Annotated in this window: 15 protein-coding genes; 14 read left to right on the forward strand and 1 reads right to left on the reverse strand. The window is 56.5% G+C overall.

From position 1 onward, the window contains the following. The first annotated feature begins 144 nt into the window (after nucleotides 1–144). The 7 genes from lepA (at nucleotide 145) to acpS (ending at nucleotide 6,431) form a co-directional block, all read left to right on the forward strand. Nucleotides 145–1,962: a translation elongation factor 4 gene (gene lepA, locus LMS44_RS09165; protein WP_009286439.1), complete on the forward strand. Its 1,818-nt coding sequence runs from the start codon at nucleotides 145–147 to the stop codon at nucleotides 1,960–1,962. 15 nt (nucleotides 1,963–1,977) lie between these two features. Continuing rightward, on the forward strand, nucleotides 1,978–2,781 hold the full coding sequence (gene lepB, locus LMS44_RS09170) for a signal peptidase I (RefSeq protein ID WP_009286440.1): 804 nt from the start codon (nucleotides 1,978–1,980) through the stop codon (nucleotides 2,779–2,781). Nucleotides 2,782–2,848: 67 nt separating this feature from the next. Then, the gene (gene rnc / locus LMS44_RS09175; RefSeq protein ID WP_009286441.1) at nucleotides 2,849–3,541 is read left to right on the forward strand and encodes a ribonuclease III; all 693 of its coding nucleotides are present in this window, start codon (nucleotides 2,849–2,851) and stop codon (nucleotides 3,539–3,541) included. Then, nucleotides 3,538–4,437 (forward strand): GTPase Era, encoded by a 900-nt coding sequence (era, locus tag LMS44_RS09180; RefSeq protein WP_009286442.1) that lies wholly within the window; start codon nucleotides 3,538–3,540, stop codon nucleotides 4,435–4,437. The genes rnc and era overlap by 4 nt, the downstream gene beginning before the upstream one ends. An 8-nt stretch (nucleotides 4,438–4,445) precedes the next feature. Beyond that, the gene (gene recO / locus LMS44_RS09185) at nucleotides 4,446–5,141 is read left to right on the forward strand and encodes a DNA repair protein RecO (RefSeq protein ID WP_041158333.1); all 696 of its coding nucleotides are present in this window, start codon (nucleotides 4,446–4,448) and stop codon (nucleotides 5,139–5,141) included. Nucleotides 5,142–5,195: 54 nt separating this feature from the next. Beyond that, nucleotides 5,196–6,020 carry a pyridoxine 5'-phosphate synthase gene (gene pdxJ, locus LMS44_RS09190; protein WP_027959132.1) on the forward strand — a complete coding sequence of 275 codons (825 nt, stop codon included), beginning with the start codon at nucleotides 5,196–5,198 and terminating at the stop codon, nucleotides 6,018–6,020. Between the two features lie 33 nt (nucleotides 6,021–6,053). Then, nucleotides 6,054–6,431 carry a holo-ACP synthase gene (gene acpS, locus LMS44_RS09195; RefSeq protein WP_027959133.1) on the forward strand — a complete coding sequence of 126 codons (378 nt, stop codon included), beginning with the start codon at nucleotides 6,054–6,056 and terminating at the stop codon, nucleotides 6,429–6,431. 83 nt (nucleotides 6,432–6,514) lie between these two features. Here the strand turns inward: acpS and LMS44_RS09200 are convergent, their stop codons facing one another. Then, nucleotides 6,515–9,247, reverse strand: coding sequence for a response regulator (locus LMS44_RS09200; RefSeq protein ID WP_278371459.1), 2,733 nt, complete (start codon nucleotides 9,245–9,247; stop codon nucleotides 6,515–6,517). Between the two features lie 91 nt (nucleotides 9,248–9,338). On the opposite strand from LMS44_RS09200, the gene cysM reads away from it, so the two are divergent. From cysM to rluF, 7 genes are all read left to right on the forward strand, one after another. Further along, a complete protein-coding gene (gene cysM / locus LMS44_RS09205; RefSeq protein WP_009286444.1) occupies nucleotides 9,339–10,247 on the forward strand; it encodes a cysteine synthase CysM in 909 nt (302 codons plus the stop codon). Nucleotides 10,248–10,249: 2 nt separating this feature from the next. After that, entirely contained in the window at nucleotides 10,250–11,647 is a 1,398-nt protein-coding gene (locus LMS44_RS09210; protein ID WP_022523835.1) for a 23S rRNA (uracil(1939)-C(5))-methyltransferase, read from the forward strand. Nucleotides 11,648–11,720: 73 nt separating this feature from the next. After that, nucleotides 11,721–13,997, forward strand: coding sequence for a GTP diphosphokinase (relA, locus tag LMS44_RS09215; RefSeq protein WP_027959135.1), 2,277 nt, complete (start codon nucleotides 11,721–11,723; stop codon nucleotides 13,995–13,997). After that, nucleotides 13,997–14,851 (forward strand): nucleoside triphosphate pyrophosphohydrolase, encoded by an 855-nt coding sequence (gene mazG, locus LMS44_RS09220; RefSeq protein WP_278371461.1) that lies wholly within the window; start codon nucleotides 13,997–13,999, stop codon nucleotides 14,849–14,851. Before relA ends, mazG begins: the two co-directional genes overlap by 1 nt. A 38-nt stretch (nucleotides 14,852–14,889) precedes the next feature. Further along, nucleotides 14,890–17,538, forward strand: coding sequence for a phosphoenolpyruvate carboxylase (gene ppc, locus LMS44_RS09225; protein ID WP_278371463.1), 2,649 nt, complete (start codon nucleotides 14,890–14,892; stop codon nucleotides 17,536–17,538). Nucleotides 17,539–17,618: 80 nt separating this feature from the next. Then, a complete protein-coding gene (locus LMS44_RS09230; protein WP_278371465.1) occupies nucleotides 17,619–18,164 on the forward strand; it encodes a DUF924 family protein in 546 nt (181 codons plus the stop codon). 36 nt (nucleotides 18,165–18,200) lie between these two features. After that, nucleotides 18,201–19,280 carry a 23S rRNA pseudouridine(2604) synthase RluF gene (rluF, locus tag LMS44_RS09235; RefSeq protein WP_278371466.1) on the forward strand — a complete coding sequence of 360 codons (1,080 nt, stop codon included), beginning with the start codon at nucleotides 18,201–18,203 and terminating at the stop codon, nucleotides 19,278–19,280. The last annotated feature ends 26 nt before the right edge of the window (nucleotides 19,281–19,306 follow it).

Here is a 19,306-nt window from a genome sequence, read left to right on the forward strand (position 1 = left end):
AGCCTGCGCATATCGCTACAATAGCGGATATCTTTTTGTCGGAAATGGCCCTTATTTTTAAACGGCAGCTGTTTTCGAGCTTTGAACTCTCGAAGCGGCCTGTTTATGCGGCCGCTTGCGTACCACTAAGGCAGAACAGACTCGATGTCCCAAGACGTTCCCAACGGAAAGCTTAAGCACATACGCAATTTCTCTATTATCGCCCACATCGACCACGGTAAATCGACGCTCTCTGATCGTTTGATTCAGACCTGCGAAGGATTAACCGAGCGTGAGCTAAAAGAGCAAGTGCTCGACTCCATGGATATCGAGCGCGAGAGAGGCATCACGATTAAGGCGCAGTCGGTCACGCTGGATTACACCGCCGCCGATGGCCAGGTTTACCAGTTGAACTTTATCGATACGCCTGGGCATGTTGACTTCTCTTATGAAGTGTCGCGTTCGCTCTACGCCTGTGAAGGGGCGTTGCTGGTTGTCGATGCCGCACAAGGGGTAGAGGCGCAATCGGTGGCCAACTGTTATACCGCTATCGAACAGGGACTAGAAGTTCTGCCGGTACTCAACAAAATCGATTTGCCTCAGGCGGATTGCGACAAGGTTTCCCAGGAGATTGAAGAGATTATCGGCCTGGATGCCACCGACGCCTGCCAGGTCTCGGCCAAAAGTGGCTTGGGCATTGATGCCTTGCTAGAGCGCTTGGTGCGCGATATTCCGCCGCCCAAGGGCGATCCGGAAGCGCCGCTGCAAGCGCTCATTATCGACTCCTGGTTTGATAACTACCTTGGGGTAGTTTCGCTGGTTCGTCTGTTTGATGGCACGCTGCGCAAAGGCGATAAGATCCGTATTAAATCGACGGGCCGCGACTGGGGTACCACGGAAGTAGGGATCTTCACCCCCCAGCGCAAGCAGACCGGGATTCTGCGTGCCGGGGAAGTCGGCTTTATTGTCGCGGGTATCAAAGAAATCCACGGCGCACCGGTGGGCGATACCATTACCCACACCAAGACGCCAGATGTCGCGCGTCTGCCTGGCTTCCAAAAAGTAAAACCGCAGGTGTATGCCGGTATGTTCCCGGTCAGTGCGGATGATTATGAAGACTTTCGTGATGCGCTAGAGAAGCTGGCGCTTAACGATGCCTCACTTGCCTATGAACCGGAAAATTCTGATGCCCTTGGCTTTGGCTTCCGGGTGGGGTTTCTGGGCACGCTGCACATGGAAATCGTCCAGGAGCGTCTGGAGCGTGAGTATAATATCGATCTGCTCACTACCGCTCCCACGGTTGTCTATGAACTAGCGATGAAAAATGGCGACATCACCTACGTCTCCAACCCCTCAAAGCTTCCCGATATGGCTGACGTGGATGAAATGCGTGAGCCAGTGGTGCGCGCCAGCATTCTGGTTCCCCAGGAGTATGTGGGTAACGTGATCACCGAGTGTGAGCAGCGCCGAGGCACGCAACTGGATATGCAGTTTCTGGGTAACCAAATCCAGTTGGCCTATGAATTGCCCATGTCTGAGGTGGTCATGGACTTCTTTGACCGCCTGAAATCGATCTCCAAGGGGTACGCTTCGCTAGAGTACAACTTCGAGCGTTTTGAAATGGCCAAGTTGGTGCGTCTTGACGTACTTATTAATGGCGACAAAGTTGACGCGCTAGCGGTGATTATCCACCGTGATCACGCCCACCATCGTGGTCGTTTGTTAGTGGAAAAAATGAAAGAGCTGATTCCACGGCAGATGTTTGATGTGGCGATTCAGGCGGCTATTGGTGGTCAAGTGGTGGCACGTTCCACCGTGAAAGCGCTGCGCAAAAACGTGACGGCCAAGTGTTACGGCGGCGATGTCAGCCGTAAGAAGAAACTGCTCGAGAAACAGAAAGCGGGTAAGAAACGCATGAAACAGGTGGGGCGTGTGGAAATTCCCCAGGATGCCTTCCTTGCTGTGCTCAAGGTTAACGACTAGGAAAGAACACCACTCATGGATTTTTCATTACTGCTGGTACTTGCCGTTGCGCTTTCGGGCGTTATTTACCTGTTGGACGTGTGGCTATTAAAGCCCAAGCGCCGCCAACGCTTCGCCGCCGCAGAGGCCAATACCCAGGAAGGGCTGGATCCAGTTACCAGCGAAAAGCTACTTAAAGAGCCGTGGCCGGTTGACTACGCCCGTTCATTTTTCCCGGTGCTGCTGGTGGTGCTGGTGGTGCGTAGTTTTATCATTGAGCCTTTTCAGATCCCCTCTGGCTCAATGCGGCCTACGCTTGAAGTGGGCGACTTTATTCTGGTCAACAAATTTGCCTACGGCTTACGCTTACCGGTAGTCAACACCCGCTTTCTCGAAGTCGATGATCCTGAGCGTGGCGATGTGATGGTGTTTCGTTTCCCCGACGAGCCTTCGGTGAACTTCATCAAGCGGGTGGTCGGTATGCCAGGGGATCATATCCGCTATGAGGGAAAGCAGCTTTACGTTAACGGCGAACCGGTGGCCAAAGAGCTGATCGAGGATGGGCCCGATGGTTCGCCCCAGCAGCTATTGTTAGAAGAGCGCCTTGGCGACACCGAGCACTTTATTTATAACAACCCGCGAGACCCTGGCCCGCAAATGCGTGAAGTGGAGGTTCCTGAAGGGCACTATTTCATGATGGGGGACAACCGTGACCACTCCAACGACAGCCGCTATTGGGGCTTCGTGCCGGAAGAGAACATTGTGGGCCGCGCCTTTGCGGTGTGGATGCACTGGGATGGCGGGTTGCCAAGTTTTACCAGCGTGCGGCGCATTGAATGAAGACGCTGCGTGTGCTGAATTTAGTCAGTTATGTCACTTTAGTTAACGTCAATGACGTAGGAGAGCTGTGAGTAATTCCTTGAACGCTTTTTGCCGACGAATCGGTCATACCTTTGGCGACGATACGCTACTGGAATTGGCCTTGACCCACCGCAGCTTCGGTGGTCGTAACAATGAGCGCCTGGAGTTTCTAGGTGACTCCATCGTCAACTTTGTCATCGCCGAGGCGCTGTTTCAGCGCTTTCCTCAGGCCCGTGAAGGACAGCTTTCGCGCCTGCGCGCGCGACTGGTGAAAGGACAAACCCTGGCGGAACTGGCCCGAGAAATGGAGTTCGGTGAATGCTTGCGGCTAGGTTCCGGCGAGATGAAAAGTGGCGGGCATCGTCGTGAATCGATCTTGGCGGATGCGGTCGAAGCCATTATTGGCGCTATCTATCTGGATGCTGGGATGGATGTGGTGCGCAACCGGGTGTTGGACTGGTACGCGGAAAGGCTGGGTAATATCTCTTTACAAGATACCCAAAAAGATCCCAAAACACGGTTGCAGGAGTTTTTGCAGTCGCGTCAAGCCGCGTTGCCGCGCTATGAAGTTGTCTGCGTAAAGGGCGAGGCGCATGCCCAGACCTTTACCGTGGAGTGCTACATTGACCTGTTGGCTGAGCATACCACTGGTAAAGGCCCAAGCCGCCGTCATGCTGAACAGCAGGCGGCAGAAGAAGCGCTGTCGTACCTCGAAAAAAGCCCTGGAGATAAATCATGAGCCAAACCTGCGGATTCGTTGCCATCGTCGGCCGACCCAACGTGGGCAAATCGACCCTCATGAACCGTATTCTGGGGCAGAAAATATCGATTACCTCACGGCGACCACAAACCACGCGCCACCAGGTCATGGGTATTAAAACGGTTGATGAGACGCAGTTCATCTATGTTGATACGCCGGGCATGCACATCATGTCCAAGGATCGTAATAAAGCGATCAACCGCTTTATGAACCAGGCGGCTACCCAGGCCCTGCGTGATGTGGACTGCGTAGTATTTATTATCGACCGCACCCGCTGGACGGAAGAAGACCAGGCGGTGTTGAAGCGCCTGGAGCACGTAAAAGCGCCGGTGATTTTGGCGGTTAATAAAGTCGATCGTCTGGGCGAAAAGGGCGATTTGCTGCCTTGGCTGGCGGATGTCGGTGCTCGCCGCGACTTCGCCGCTATCGTGCCGATTTCAGCCAAGCATGGCACTCAGGTCGATACTCTGGAAGAGGAAGTGGCCAAACACCTGCCTGAAAGTGTCCACTTCTTCCCTGAAGACCAGATTACCGATAAAAGCCTGCGCTTTATGGCCGCTGAGCTGGTGCGTGAAAAAGTGATGCGCCAGCTGGGCGATGAGCTGCCTTACCAGATGACCGTTGAAATTGAAGAGTTCCGCGAGACAGAGCGTGTAACGCATATCAGCGCGCTTATTCTCGTTGAGCGCCAAGGCCAAAAAGTCATTTTAATTGGTGAAAACGGCGATCGCCTCAAGAGCATTGGTCGTGAAGCGCGCCTGGATATGGAGCGCGCGCTAGGCACCAAAGTGATGCTCAATTTATGGGTGAAAGTAAAACGCGGCTGGTCGGATGACGAGCGCGCCTTGAAAAGCTTGGGTTACGACCTCGATTGAAGGTAGCGATGTCGCCAGAGCCGGCTTTTTTACTCCACCGTCGGCCATATCGTGAAACCAGTGCGCTGGTGGATCTATTAACGCTTGATCACGGCAGAGTGCGTGCTGTGGCCCATGGCGGGCAAAGGCCCGGTTCTAAATCGCGCCAACGCCTGCAGCCGTTTACGCCGCTGTTCGTGACCTGGCAGGGCAGCCGCGATTTAAAGCGGCTAACGTTGATGGAGTCTCGCGGCCAGACGGCGCTGTTGGCCGGGGAGGGGTTGCTGTGCGGGCTTTACGCCAATGAGATCGCCACCCGGCTGCTGCCGTTAGAACTGCCGGCGCCTGACGTTTTCGCGTTTTATACCGCGCTACTGGAAGCACTGCCAGCGCCAGCGGAGCGCGCATTAGCGCTCCGCCGCTATGAGTGGGCGCTGTTAGAGGCGCTCGAGGCCACGCCGCAGTTTGCGACACCAGAAGGTAGCGTTTTGGATCCTCAGCTCCGCTACCGTTTTGACACCGCCAGCCGGGCATTCATACCTGCTGAGCGTGGCCTCGACGGCAGGACGTTACGTTACATTGAGCAGGGTGATTGGCAACATGAAGGCCTTGCCAATGCATTAAAGGCGGTAATGCGAGCGGCGCTGGCACCCCATCTTGGCACCACCGTTTTGCGTTCGCGAGAACTGATGCTCGATTTAGCTCGGCGTCGCTATCGTCCCTGATTTTTTGAATTCCCTGTTCACAAACTCTTACCTTATTGTTGCGCTGGAGGCACTATGCACCCCCCACGGATACTGTTAGGCGTCAATATCGATCACATTGCGACACTTCGCCAAGCCCGAGGTACTCGCTATCCTGACCCCGTGCAGGCGGCATTAGTTGCGGAAGAGGCGGGTGCCGATGGCATTACGGTGCATTTGCGTGAAGACCGGCGTCATATTCAGCCCCGCGATGTACGCATTCTGGCCGAAATGCTTAATACGCGCATGAACCTGGAAATGGCTGTTACTGAAGAGATGCTGGCGCTGGCCGAAGAAGTGCGCCCCGCCCATGTCTGTTTAGTGCCTGAGAAGCGCGAAGAGCTGACCACCGAAGGCGGTCTTGACGTTGTCGGCGGCTTTGATGCCATTGCCAGCGCTTGCCAACGGCTAAGTGCGGCGGGTTGCGATGTATCCCTGTTTATCGACCCTGACGTGGAGCAGATTGAGGCTGCTCAGCGCGCCGGTGCACCGACGATTGAACTGCACACGGGCGCTTACGCAGAAGCGCGTCCCGGCAGCGATGCAGCGAATGCAGAGTATCATCGCTTAACGACTGCAGCGACTCACGCTATCTCGCTGGGTTTAGTGGTCAATGCCGGTCACGGCTTGCATTACCATAACGTTGAAGCGATTGCGGCTCTGCCGGGCGTTAACGAGCTCAATATCGGCCATGCCATTATTGCCCGTGCGCTGTTTGTGGGCCTCAAAGAGGCCGTTCAGGAGATGAAACGCTTGATCATCGCTGGCCAAGAGGCGGGCTTAATGGCGGCTCTCGATGCTCACGATCATGAGCATGAAAACCACTCTGAGCATGTTCATAATGGCTGTTGCGGGCACTGATCAGAGGTTGTCTATTCAGAGGTTTTTAAGGCGATGATTGTGGGAATTGGCTCGGATATTGCCCGTGTGGAGCGTTTTACACGGGCCATGAAACGGCACGGGCCACGCTTTGCTGAGCGGATTTTAGGCCCCGATGAGCAGGCGCTTTGGCTACACAAAGCCCAACCGGCGGCGTTTCTGGCTAAGCGTTTTGCTGCCAAAGAGGCATTTGTAAAAGCGCTGGGTTTAGGCCTGCGCCAAGGACTGCAGTGGGGGGACATTCAGGTGTTGAACGATGCCTTGGGTAAGCCCTATTTCCTGCTTAATGGCGAAGCCGAGCGGCTATTGCAAGCGGCGGGTGTCACCGCTAGCCACGTTACCCTGAGCGATGAAGCCGAGTATGCGGTAGCTTTTGTGGTGTTAGAGCGTTAACAGCTCGCCGCCAGATCAGCCAATGCTGGGGTCATGTCATTTATTCCAAGTATCTAATAGGCAGCGTCTTGAAGCCTGTTCAATCAATGCCTAACCAGCTGCGGGCGCAGTGCTCGCAGCCGGGCCATTGCCCGGTAAAGGTCTTCCAATAGCCCCTCAACATGGTCTAAACCGCTGGTGCGTAGGCGAGTTTCCAGGGTCTCTACCAGTAAGGCCAACTCGGGCGCACCGCAGTAGCGGCTAGCGCCATTGAGACCATGTACCCAATCGAGCAGCGTGGGCAAATGCTGTTGACCAAAAGCGGCGCGCATATGCTGTTCACTCTCATCCAAGCTGTCGATCAGACGTTTTAGCTGCTCTCGTGCCAGATGCTCCTTACCCCCCGCTAAACGTGCGCCAATCTCCAGATCAATGATGGGTAGCGTGGCCGGTGCCGCATGGCTAACCCGTGTCCTCTGGGTGGCGTTAATGTCGTGCTGTGGATAGGGCGGCTCTGCAATGCTGGCGGTCAGCCGATGAGTCACCCCCAAAAAGCGGTTGAGCAACTGTGCTAGCTGTGTTTCGTCAATGGGTTTTACCAGCACGTCATCCAGACCTTCCGCGAGCCACTGCTGGCGTTCATTGCTGAGCACGTGGGCGGTAACGGCAATAATTGGGCAGCGGGCCCAGGTGCTACTCAACCGGCGCAATGCTTGGGTGGTTTGTACGCCATCCATCCCCGGCATACGAATATCCATTAACACCATGTCGACGTTACTGGTACGGGCGAATTCTAGCGCTTGGTGGCCGCTTTCCACCGTAGAAACATGGAGGGCAGGGTCTTCAAGTAGGTTTTTGAGCAGCTCACGATTGGGTGCATTGTCATCGACAATCAGTAGTTTGAGTGGCTGAGACGCCGCTGGTAACGCGGGGAGTTCCTGTTCGCTCTTATTCGGCATGTGCGTAGATAGCAGTAGCTGCTTGAGCGTCGTTACCAACTGCGCGCGGGAAAAAGGTTTGTAGAGTGTCTCGCCGCCATGGGTTAAGTGCAGTGGCGGCAGATCAAAACTATTGCCATTGGCTAAAATCAATGTGGGGCAGGGTGTTTGATCAATCACCGCTTGCCAGTGAGCGTGCCATTCGGGGCTAAAGTCGCTGTGTTCAAGTCCCAATATCAGTAATTTCGCTGGCTCCGAGACATCAAAGGCGATGGGTTGTGCTTCCCAGCGCTCTAGCAAGTGCTCCAGTACATGGCGGGTTGGAGCATGAGTTTCATATAAGCGAATGGTCGGATTGGCCAAGCTAATTTCTGGAGGTCGCTCGGCCGCTTTATGAGCCAGCATAGGCAGCGTAAAGAAGAAAGTGGTTCCTTTGCCCAGCGAGCTTTCCACGCCAATCTCGCCGCCCATGCGTTCAATCAACTGGCGGCAGATAGTAAGCCCAAGGCCGCTGCCACCAAATTGCCGTGAGTGGCTTGGTTCTGCTTGGGAAAAGGCGCTGAAGAGGGCCTCCTGGTGGGCATCGCTGAGGCCAATGCCCGTGTCACTGACGCTCAGATTAAGCACCACATGCTGGCCTTCTAAATTATCCAACATGACACGCACGATCACCTCGCCGTGCTGGGTGAATTTAAGCGCATTGCCTATCAAGTTATTCAATACCTGATGAATACGCAGCGGATCACCGGTTAGCGGGGTAGGCACATCGTCATATACCATGGCCACCAAGTGCAGTTGCTTGCGCTGGGCTTCAGGGGCGTGTAGCCCGACCACTTCGTCGACCAGTGCGACAATGTCGATATCTGTCTCTTCCAGGGTGAGGCGATTCGCTTCAAGTTTGGAGAAGTCGAGCACGTCGTTAACCAGCATAAGCAGGTTGTCGCAAGCGCGGTGTACGTGCTGCAGCCACTCCCGCTGGCGCGTATCCAGTGATGAGCGTCCCAGTAACCGGCAAAAACCGATAATCCCGTTTAGCGGTGTGCGGATCTCATGGCTCATATTGGCCAGAAATTCAGACTTCACGGCATTAGCCCGCAGCGCGCTGCGGTGGGCCAAATCGAGCTTGATATTCTGCTCTTCAATGGTTTCCATGGATTCTTGCAGCTCGCTGGTGGCCTGCTCGATTTGCGTTTGCATATCCCGCTGGGCTTGCTGAAAGTGCTCGGCCAGGGCGTTAATATAGCTACTCAGGTGATGGAGTTCTGTGGCATTAGAGGGCGCCAGATGTAGCCGATAGTCGCCGCGGGATAGCCGATAAAGGGCTTGGTTGGCTTCTTCCAGCGGGCGGGTGGTATAGCGACTGATCGCAAAAGCGACTAAAAACAGCAGCAGGCCAAGCAGCATGCCACCCAAGCTAAGGCTGGCAATCAACTTATAGCGACCAAGGGTTAGCGTACGGGTATCCATTTCGATATCTAGCCAGCCAACGCGGCTGTCCCCAGCTTGGCTGACACTTGTTTGAGGAGGGTTCAGTGGCAAGCGCAGTCGCCATGCATCCTGCTGCTTAATCAATTGCTGATCATCTGGGGCGTTTAGCGGTGGTAGGTTGGATTGCCCGAGTAATAATAGACGGTCGCCCTGGGCATCAAATAGCGCAACCGCTCGCAGTCCTTTCATAGCAAGGAGTTGACGCGACAGGGCTTCCAGACGTTGCTCATCACCCGTTGCGACCGCCGCAGCAAGGTTCGGGGCGAGCAGCTCGCCGACGCTTTCTAACCGCGTTTGGTGTGCCTCGCGAGCTTGCGTATCACTCTGTATAACCAGCAGTACGGCCATCATGGCGTACACCAGGAGCGGGAAACCGAGTAACGCAAACAGCAGTCGGGTATTCAAAGACATGAAAAGAAGCTCGCTGATTCAATGAGGTTGCCTGTCCAGCCTAAGGCAGCACCGATATAATGCAGCATAACGGTGACGATAAGGAACATTCATGAACGATCTTAAGGGCTATCCCACAATAGAAGATGTGGTTGGCAACACGCCCCTGGTACGCCTTAAGCGCATTAGCGCGGGGCGTAACAATACCCTGTTGGCCAAGCTTGAAGGCAATAATCCCGCTGGGTCGGTTAAAGACCGCCCCGCGCTCTCAATGATCAATGAAGCAGAAGCCCGAGGTGATATAGCCCCCGGTGATACGCTGATTGAAGCGACCTCAGGTAATACCGGTATTGCGCTAGCCATGGCGGCCGCGATTAAGGGCTACCAGATGGTGCTGGTTATGCCGGAAAACGCCTCGGAAGAGCGTAAGCAGGCAATGGCGGCCTATGGCGCTAAATTAATTTCCGCCAGCAAAGCGGGCGGTATGGAAGAGGCTCGGGATATTGCGGATGGCATGATCGCCAGGGGCGAAGGCAAGCCGCTAAACCAGTTCGCCAACACTGATAACCCGCTGGCCCACTATCGTACCACCGGTCCCGAAGTATGGGAGCAAACCGGGGGCGAGGTGACGCATTTCGTCAGCTCGATGGGCACCACGGGCACCATTATGGGGGTGTCGCGCTATTTGAAAGAGCAAAACCCGGCTATTCAGATTGTCGGTTTGCAGCCCGCCGATGGCGCCAGTATTCCCGGCATTCGTCGCTGGCCACAAGCGTACCTGCCGGCTATTTTTGAAGCGCCGCGGGTGGATGTCACCCTTGATATTGGCCAACAAGAGGCCGAAGAGCATATGCGCCGTCTGGCCCGTGAAGAGGGCATTCTGGCCGGGGTCTCATCGGGTGGCAGTCTCGCGGGCGCGCTACGTATCGCGGAGCAAACCGAAAATGCGGTGATTGTGTTTATCGTCTGCGACCGTGGTGATCGTTATCTCTCCACTGGCCTATTTGCCCCAGGAGTATAACCATGGCCATGTTGGGAAAACGGCGGCCGCCCAGGCCCGCGTCAGGCCACTCTGGGCTAGCGGGCACGCCTGGTGGCAAAACGCGTCATGCGGCTACGGGTGACACATCTCCTATGGTGATTGAGCGCTTAGCGCACGATGGCCGTGGCGTTGCCCACTCAGCCAACGGTAAAACGGTCTTTGTTGATAAGGCGTTGCCCGGTGAGCAGGTCGAAGTGGCCATTCATCTCACTCGCAAACGCTTTGATGAAGCGCATATCAAATCGCTGCTGACCACCTCCGAGCTGCGCGTCAAGCCGCCTTGTCCGCATTTTGGGCACTGTGGCGGTTGTGATCTGCAGCACCTAAGTGTCGATGCCCAGCGCGACCATAAACGAGAAGTAGTGCGCGATCTGTTTTCTCGCCAGGGTATAACGCTAAGCGAGATCGGTTCGATTCAAGGCAGCGATCAGGGCTATCGGCGCCGCGCACGGCTGGGGGTCAAAGTCGACAGCCAAGGCACTACGCGCCTGGGCTTTCGTGCCGCCCATAGCCATCGCCTGGTGGATATTGAACGCTGCCCGGTGTTGGTCGATCCCTTACAGCGCCTATTAACACCTCTGCGTGAGCTGCTGGGTACGTTAGAGGCGCCGCGCCAGGTAGGGCACATCGAATTATTGGCAACGGCGACCGCGCAGGTCGTGTTGGTTCGTCAGTTAAAAGAGCACACCGGGGACGCCGAACGCTGGCAAGCCTTTGCGCAGCAGCAGGGAGTGGCGCTGGGCACTTGGTTGGGGCGAGAAACACCCACACTGCACTGGCATGGCGCAGCGCCGGCGCTTGAAGAGTCGCTAACCGTTACCGGCCAACCACCGCTTAGCCTAAGTTTTGCACCGGGAGATTTTTTACAGGTCAACGCCCCGGTTAACCAGCAAATGGTCGCCCAGGTCATCCAGTGGTTAGCGCCTAAGCCGGGGCAAAAATTACTCGACTTGTTTGCTGGTATCGGTAATTTCAGCCTACCCATAGCGGCAGCGGGTGCTGAGGTTTATGCAGTGGAAGGTAACCCTGCCATGGTGGCGCGCATTGCGATTAACGCTAAGCGCAACCAACTGATGGTCAGCGGTCAGCAGGCTGATTTAAACAGCGCTGCCAGCGTTAAGGAGCTGTTGACCGTTCATGGCGGTAGCGATGCGCTTGTGCTCGATCCGCCGCGAAGCGGCGCCGAAGTTATTTGTCAGGCGCTGGCGCATCACCCGGTGCCCAGGGTGGTCTATATTTCCTGTGATCCGGCGACGCTTGCTCGGGATGCGGCACATCTTGTGCATGCGGGTTACCGGGTCAAGCAAGTAGCAGTGGCGGATATGTTCCTTCACACTGCGCATATGGAAACGCTGATGCTGTTCGAATACGGGGACTAGACGTTTCCCCATCGCATCAAGCCACGGTGGCGGTCGTGCAGAGACCGTCTCCCTGAAAGGATGAGTAATTGTCATGGTGAAAGTGCGTGAAGACCAGCCGCTAACCGCGGGCGGAAAGGTGGATATACAGCAGTGGTTAACGCGCCTGCAGGAGGATGTGCGCCTACCTGAGCCTGAGCGTCTAGTCGGCGCCTGTGAACTCGCCGAACAACTGGAGCTTGAAGCCCCGCGCACCCATCGCGTATGGCTATCGCCAGGCTCTAGTTTTCGCATGGGCCTGGAAATGGCCGATATCCTTGGTGAGTTAAAGCTAGACCAAGCCACGCTTGAGGCCGCCGTTCTCTACCGTGCAGTGCGGGAAGGGCTGCTGAGCCTTGAGTCCGTGACAAAACGCTTTGGCGAAGAAGTGGCCAGTCTGATTGATGGCGTGCTGCAAATGGCCGCTATTAGCTACCCGTTGGCGCCTGACCATGGCATGGGCCAACACAATCAGCAGGAAAACCTGCGTAAGATGCTGGTCAATATGGTCGGTGATGTGCGCGTGGCACTCATTAAGATTGCCGAACGCACCTGCGCACTACGCCAGGTAAAAGACGCTCCCCGGGAAAAAAGTTTACTGGTGGCTCGTGAAGTCGCCGATATTTATGCGCCGCTGGCCCACCGCCTGGGCATCGGTCAGCTTAAGTGGGAACTGGAAGATCTATCGTTTCGCTACCTGCACGAAGATGAGTACAAGGCGATTGCCAAGCTGTTGGCGGAGAAACGCCTTGACCGCGACCGCTATATTCACGATGTGGTCGAAACCATCAAAGGCTTGATGGAAGCTCAGCACATCCACCGCTACGACGTGGATGGGCGAGCCAAGCATATCTATTCGATCTGGCGCAAAATGAAGCGCAAACGGATCGATTTTTCACAAGTTCATGACGTGCGCGCAGTGCGTATTCTGGTGCCGGAAGTGGCGGACTGCTACACCGTGCTGGGGATTATTCACTCGCGCTGGCACCACGTGCCCAACGAGTTTGACGACTATATCGCCAACCCCAAAAAGAACGGCTATCAGTCGCTGCATACCGCCGTGATGGGGCCGGAAAACAAGGTGCTCGAAATCCAGATTCGCACCTTCGCCATGCACGACGAAGCGGAGCTGGGCGTTTGCGCCCACTGGCGTTACAAAGGCCACGATACCAACGCCAAAAGCCGTAGCTACGAAGAGAAAATTGCCTGGCTGCGTCAGGTACTGGAGTGGCAGGACGAGGTGGGTGGCTTTGGCGATTTGCGCGAAGGGCTCTCCAGTGATGTGGCCCCTGACCGCATTTACGTCTTCACTCCCGACGGTCATGTGATTGATCTGCCGCGGATTGCCACACCGATCGATTTTGCCTACCGGGTGCATACCGAAATTGGCCACCGCTGCCGAGGCGCCAAGATTAATGGGCGCATTGTGCCGCTCACCTATAAATTAAAAACCGGCCAGCAAATTGAAATTCTAACCGCTACCAAAGGTGGCCCAAGTCGCGACTGGCTAAACCCCAGTCTGGGCTATGTGCGCACTTCCCGGGCGCGGGCCAAAATTCAGGCGTGGTTCAAACATCAGGCACGGGATCAAAACCTGGACGAGGGGCGCGTGCTGTTTGACCGTGAAATGCGCCGCCTGGATGTGGAAGGTCTCGATTTGCCCAAGCTGGCCAAGGCGGTCAACTACCAAAACGCCGAGGACATGTACGCGGCCATCGGCGCTGGTGACCTGCGTATCGGTCAGGTGCTGCACCAGGCTCAGCAACTGTTTGGTGAAACCGACGACCAAGAGCAGCTCGATCGCCTGCTCGCCAAACCTAAGCGCCAATCCAGCAAAGCCACCAAAAGCGATATCACGGTGCTCGGCGTCGGCAACCTTAAAACCAGTATGGCCAACTGCTGCCGTCCGGTGCCTGGCGAACCGATTATCGGCTTTATTACCCAGGGGCGCGGCGTCACCGTTCACCGCCAGGACTGCAGTAATATTCTGCAATTGCGGCTGGACGAACCCCAGCGCATTATCGAAGTGGAGTGGGGCGAACGCGCCCAGACCCGCTACCCGGTGACCATCGAGATTCAGGCCTGGGATCGCTCCGGGCTGCTGCGCGATGTCACGGGCCTGCTCGGTAATGAAAAAGTCAACGTGCTTGCCGTGAACACGCTAACGGACACCGATGAAGGCATTGCCCGGCTGCGCATTACCCTGGAAGTCGATGGCCTTGAATCCCTGGGACGGTTGTTCTCGCGTATCCAGCAGTTGCCCAACGTTACCGAAGTGCGCCGTTTGCGCAACGCCGACCCGGAACAACAAATTCGCAAGGGAGGGGCATAATGCGCCATGGTATCGATGATCTGCTGACCCTGATGAAGGTGCTGCGCGACCGGCAGCAGGGCTGCCCCTGGGATCTCCAGCAGGATTGGGACAGCATTGTGCCCCACACCCTGGAAGAGGCCTACGAGGTCGCCGATGCCATCGAGCGGCGCGCTTTTGACGAACTACCCGGCGAGCTGGGCGATCTGCTCTTTCAAGTGGTCTACTACGCCCAATTCGGCGCGGAAGAGCAGCGCTTCGACTTTGCTGATATCGTCGATACGCTGACCGCCAAAATGCTGCGCCGCCATCCGCACGTGTTTCCGGATGGCACGCTGGCCTCCCGCCGCCCGCCAGGAGTGAGTGCCGAAGAGGTGCAAACTCAGCAGGTCAACAGCCGCTGGGAGTCATTGAAGGCCGAAGAGCGTGAGAAAAGGAAGCGTGCCGAGAGAGCTGTTGAGCGGCCCTCTGTGCTAGACGATGTGCCGCGCACGCTGCCCGCCCTTAGCCGCGCTGCCAAGCTGTCCAAGCGCGCCGCGCGAGTAGGCTTCGATTGGCCCGATGCGCGCGGCGTGGTGGCTAAAATTCGTGAAGAGCTGGCGGAAGTAGAAGAGGCGCTCGCCGCCGGTGATCAACAGCACGCCCAGGAAGAAGTCGGCGATTTGCTGTTTGCAGTGACCAATCTTGCCCGCACGCTGAATGCCGATCCAGAGCAGTGCCTGCGCGCTACCAATGCCAAGTTCGAGCGCCGCTTTCGTTTTGTCGAGCGCGAGCTTAGCGCTGCCCAGCGGCCATTAATAGAGGCTTCCCTAGACGAGATGGAAGCCCACTGGCAGGCAGCCAAAGCAGAAGAAAAACAATCTACCCATTCCTGATCTAATAATGACGCGACCCCTGCAAGGAGGCCATGCCAATGAGTCACGACCTACACGAATCTCTGCGCGATAATGTGCGTATTCTGGGCGACAGCCTGGGGCGAACCATTGCCGACGATTTGGGCCAAGCATTTGTCGATAAAATTGAAACCATTCGCGCCCACGCCAAGCGCGGGCGCCAGGGCGATTCACTGCAGCAGCGCGAACTGATCGAGTACCTGCGTGAGCTTCCCGAGCAGGATCTGCTGCCGGTCACCCGGGCGTTTAACCAGTTCTTAAACCTCGCGAACATTGCCGAACAGCACTATCGGGCGCGCTTTCGCCGGGTAGAGGACTACAAGCCCGGCTCCCAGCCGGTGCTCGGGGAACTGCTTGCGCGTGCCGAGCAGGCGGGCAACTCACCGCGTAAACTGGTCGAGACCCTCGCCAATATGCGCGTTGAGCTGGTACTCACCGCGCACCCCACCGAAGTTATCCGCCGAACCTTGATTCAAAAATATGATGCCATCGATGAGTGCTTAACCGCCATTGAGAGCTCCGAAGATTACCCAGAGCGTGGAACCCGTGCCCAGGGCCGCCTGGAGGAGCTGATTAGCCAGGCGTGGCACACCGACGAGATTCGCCACGAGCGGCCCACCCCGGTGGACGAAGCCAAATGGGGATTTGCGGTGATTGAAAACTCCCTGTGGCAGGCGGTGCCAGATTTCCATAGAGATTTGGATAACCTGCTGCTGGATACCGCCGGTGAGCGACTGCCGTTGGACGCCGCACCGATTCGCTACGCCTCCTGGATGGGGGGCGACAGGGACGGTAATCCGAATGTGACCGCTCGTGTGACCCGTGAAGTACTACTTTTAGGCCGCTGGATGGCCGCTGATCTCTATCTGCGCGATCTTGAACAGCTTAAAACCGAGCTCTCCATGTGGAAGGCCAATAGCGCCCTCAAAGCCGAGGCAGGCGATGTAGCAGAGCCTTATCGCGAAGTGTTGAAACGCCTACTGGCTAAGATGGAGTCGACCCGGGATTGGGCCAAGGCCGAACTGGAAGGGCGCAACTACGACGGCGGGCCGATTATTGAAACCCGCGATCAGCTCTACTCACCGCTGCTCGCCTGTTACCGCTCGCTGTGTGATGTGGGCCTCGACACCATCGCTAACGGCGCGCTGCTGGATACGCTGCGCCGAGTAGCGGTGTTTGGCGTTACGCTGACCAAGCTTGACCTACGTCAGGAAGCCAGTCGCCATGCCCAGGTCATTGAAGAGCTAACAAGCGCCCTTGGCCTGGGTCACTACCAGGAGTGGGACGAAGCCAAACGTCAGGAATTTCTGCTTGAGGAGCTGGCCTCACGTCGCCCGCTGATTCCGCGCCGCTGGGAGTGCTCCGCCGAGTCCCGCGAAGTGCTGGATACCTTCAAAGTTATCGCCCAGGAGCACTCCGAAGCGCTGGGAACTTACATCATTTCCATGGCCGCTGAACCCTCGGACGTGCTCACCGTAGCACTGCTGATGAAAGAGGTCGGGGGGCAGGTAACGCTACCTATTGCACCGCTGTTTGAAACCCTTAACGACCTGGATCACGCAGGCGATGTGGTGGATCAGCTGCTGGCGATACCGGGCTACCGTTCGCTGATCGATGACCGTCAGGAGGTCATGATCGGCTACTCCGACTCGGCAAAAGATGCCGGCCAGCTGGCCGCTGCCTGGGCGCAGTACCGTGCTCAAGAGTCGCTGGTGAATGTGTGTAACCGGCACGGCGTCGATTTAACCCTGTTCCACGGTCGCGGTGGTACCGTTGGTCGTGGTGGCGGCCCGGCCCATGCGGCGATACTCTCCCAGCCTCCAGGCTCGGTAAACGGCAGTCTGCGGGTAACCGAGCAGGGCGAGATGATTCGCTTCAAGTTTGGCCAACCAGATATTGCCCTGCGCTCCATGGAGATCTATGCCTGTGCAGTGTTGGAAGCTACGCTGCTGCCGCCACGCGCGCCAGAGCCGCACTGGCGTGAAGAGATGGATCAACTCGCCAAGGTAGCGCATGGCGCCTATGTGGGCGTGGTGCGTGAAGACCCGGACTTCGTGCCCTATTTCCGCGCGGTCACACCGGAAGGCGCCTTGGGTAGGCTGCCGTTGGGCTCACGCCCCACCAAGCGGCGCCAGGATGGCGGGGTGGAAACCCTGCGCGCCATTCCATGGATTTTCGCCTGGACGCAGATTCGCCTGATGCTACCCGCGTGGCTGGGCAGCGGCGAAGCCTTCTCGCGGCGCTTGGAACAGCCCGGTGGCCGTGATGTGCTGCAGGAGATGCGCAACGAGTGGCCCTTCTTCGGCACCTACCTGGACATGCTTGAGATGCTGCTGGCCAAAGCTGACGTAGCGATTGCCGCTTACTACGAGCACCGCTTAGTCGACGAGCCCTCACTGAAGGCGTTGGGTAAACAGTTACGTCAGCGCTTCGCGTCGTTGGAGGAAGCAGTGCTGGATATTCTTCAGCAGGAGAAGCTGCTGGAGAACACGCCGCTGATTCGCCAGGCGATCGATGTTCGCAACCCCTACATCGATCCGCTGCACGGTTTGCAGGCGGAGCTGCTGCAGCGTAATCGCGATGCCGATGGGGCGATTAGCGCCGATCTTTCCCGGGCGTTGATGGTCACTATGGCGGGCATAGCAGCAGGTCTGCGCAACACCGGCTAGGCTGTTTTAACACGATTTTTTACCGTGATTTTTAACCGTAACGTTTTACTACAACGTTCTATTACAACAGAGAGGCGTCAATGTCCTCAGATGCTCAAGCGGTACTCGACTTTTGGTTTGAAGCCTTGACGCCTGCTCAGTGGTTTAAAAAAGACGCTGAGTTGGACCGTACAATCTCGCAGAGGTTTGGCGCGCTGCATGTCCAGGCCGCACAGTGCGAGTGCTACGCTTGGCGGCAAACAGCCGAAGGGCGGCTTGCGGAGATCATTGTGCTGGATCAGTTCTCGCGCAATATCTATCGCGATGACGCTCGCGCCTTTGCCACTGATCCCTTAGCGCTGGCGCTAGCTCAAGAGGCGGTAGCCGCTGGGGCAGACGCAGAACTAACCAGCGAGCAGCGTGCGTTTTTGTATATGCCCTATATGCATAGCGAATCCGCGGCCATTCATGAGCTGGCGATGCAGCTGTTTGACCAGCCGGGGTTAGAGAATAACTACGACTTTGAAGTGCGCCACAAGGCGATTATTGATCGTTTTGGGCGCTACCCGCACCGCAACGCACTGTTGGGGCGGGGCTCTACCGACGAGGAGTTGGCCTTCTTAAAGGAGCCCGGCTCCTCTTTTTAACTGTTTGCTTATCCTCTTATAGCCACATGGCGTTTTATGTCGTTTCGAAAATCTACCCGTATCAATAAATATATTAGCGAGAGCGGGATGTGCTCTCGCCGTGAAGCCGACCGCTTTGTGGAGCAGGGCAACGTATGGATAAACGGTCGCCGTGCGACTACCGGTGATCAAGTGGTGGCAGGGGACTTGGTTAAAGTAAACGGTCAGGAGATCGAGCCTCAGGAAGAGGAGGATCTGGTGCTGATCGCGCTGAACAAACCGGTGGGCATTGTCAGCACCACTGAGTCCAGCGAAAAGGACAATATCGTTGAGTTTGTGAAGCATGGCGTGCGTATTTTTCCCATTGGGCGGCTCGATAAAGACTCCCAAGGGCTGATTTTTTTAACCAATAACGGCGATTTGGTTAATAAGATTCTGCGCGCCAATAACAACCACGAAAAAGAGTACCAGGTGACGGTGAACAAGCCGATCACCGACGAGTTTATTGACGGCATGCAGAGCGGCGTGCCGATTCTTGGCAAGGTAACCAAGCGCTGCAAGGTACAAAAAGAGTCCACCTTCGTATTCACCATTACCTTGGTGCAGGGGCTCAATCGGCAAATTCGCCGTATGTGTGAATACTTCGGCTATGAGGTCACGCAGCTTATTCGCACGCGCATTATGAATGTGCCGCTAAAAGGCTTAGCCCTGGGCGACTGGCGCGATCTCACTGCCAAAGAGATCGATACCATTATCGCGCTGACCGAACGCTCAGAGGCGGCACCAGAAAAGAAAAGCAAAGCTAAACCGGAAAGGCCCAACTACAGCTCCGGCGCAGGAAAGGCAAAACCGCCTTCCGCAAAAGGGCGCCCGGCCAAAGCAGGCGCGAAGGCGGCTGGTGCCAAAGCCGCCGGGGCTAAACCACCCGTCAAGGGTAAAAAAGCCGCCAGCGGAAAAGTCAGTGGAAAAACAGGTACCGGCCCGAAAGGCAGTACGTTAGGCAAGCCGCACTCCAAGGGCGGCAAAGCCCCCGGCAAGCTTGGTGCTAAAAGCAAGCCTGGTGCTAAAGGTAAGCCCGTTGGTAAAGGCCGCGGTAAGCCAGCGGCGGTCGGAAAGCCTTCCCAGCGGCGCAAGTAACTCCCCATTATTCAAGAGTCTTCACT

This window comes from Halomonas profundus (assembly GCF_020865425.1).
Classification (GTDB): Bacteria; Pseudomonadota; Gammaproteobacteria; order Pseudomonadales; family Halomonadaceae; genus Vreelandella; species Vreelandella titanicae.

Coding starts and splice junctions, on each gene's coding strand:
- lepA (WP_009286439.1), top strand. CDS start 145: ATGTCCCAAGACGTTCCCAACGGAAAGCTTAAGCACATACGCAATTTC.
- lepB (WP_009286440.1), top strand. CDS start 1,978: ATGGATTTTTCATTACTGCTGGTACTTGCCGTTGCGCTTTCGGGCGTT.
- era (WP_009286442.1), top strand. CDS start 3,538: ATGAGCCAAACCTGCGGATTCGTTGCCATCGTCGGCCGACCCAACGTG.
- recO (WP_041158333.1), top strand. CDS start 4,446: ATGTCGCCAGAGCCGGCTTTTTTACTCCACCGTCGGCCATATCGTGAA.
- pdxJ (WP_027959132.1), top strand. CDS start 5,196: ATGCACCCCCCACGGATACTGTTAGGCGTCAATATCGATCACATTGCG.
- acpS (WP_027959133.1), top strand. CDS start 6,054: ATGATTGTGGGAATTGGCTCGGATATTGCCCGTGTGGAGCGTTTTACA.
- LMS44_RS09200 (WP_278371459.1), bottom strand. CDS start 9,247: ATGTCTTTGAATACCCGACTGCTGTTTGCGTTACTCGGTTTCCCGCTC.
- cysM (WP_009286444.1), top strand. CDS start 9,339: ATGAACGATCTTAAGGGCTATCCCACAATAGAAGATGTGGTTGGCAAC.
- LMS44_RS09210 (WP_022523835.1), top strand. CDS start 10,250: ATGGCCATGTTGGGAAAACGGCGGCCGCCCAGGCCCGCGTCAGGCCAC.
- relA (WP_027959135.1), top strand. CDS start 11,721: ATGGTGAAAGTGCGTGAAGACCAGCCGCTAACCGCGGGCGGAAAGGTG.
- mazG (WP_278371461.1), top strand. CDS start 13,997: ATGCGCCATGGTATCGATGATCTGCTGACCCTGATGAAGGTGCTGCGC.
- ppc (WP_278371463.1), top strand. CDS start 14,890: ATGAGTCACGACCTACACGAATCTCTGCGCGATAATGTGCGTATTCTG.
- LMS44_RS09230 (WP_278371465.1), top strand. CDS start 17,619: ATGTCCTCAGATGCTCAAGCGGTACTCGACTTTTGGTTTGAAGCCTTG.
- rluF (WP_278371466.1), top strand. CDS start 18,201: ATGTCGTTTCGAAAATCTACCCGTATCAATAAATATATTAGCGAGAGC.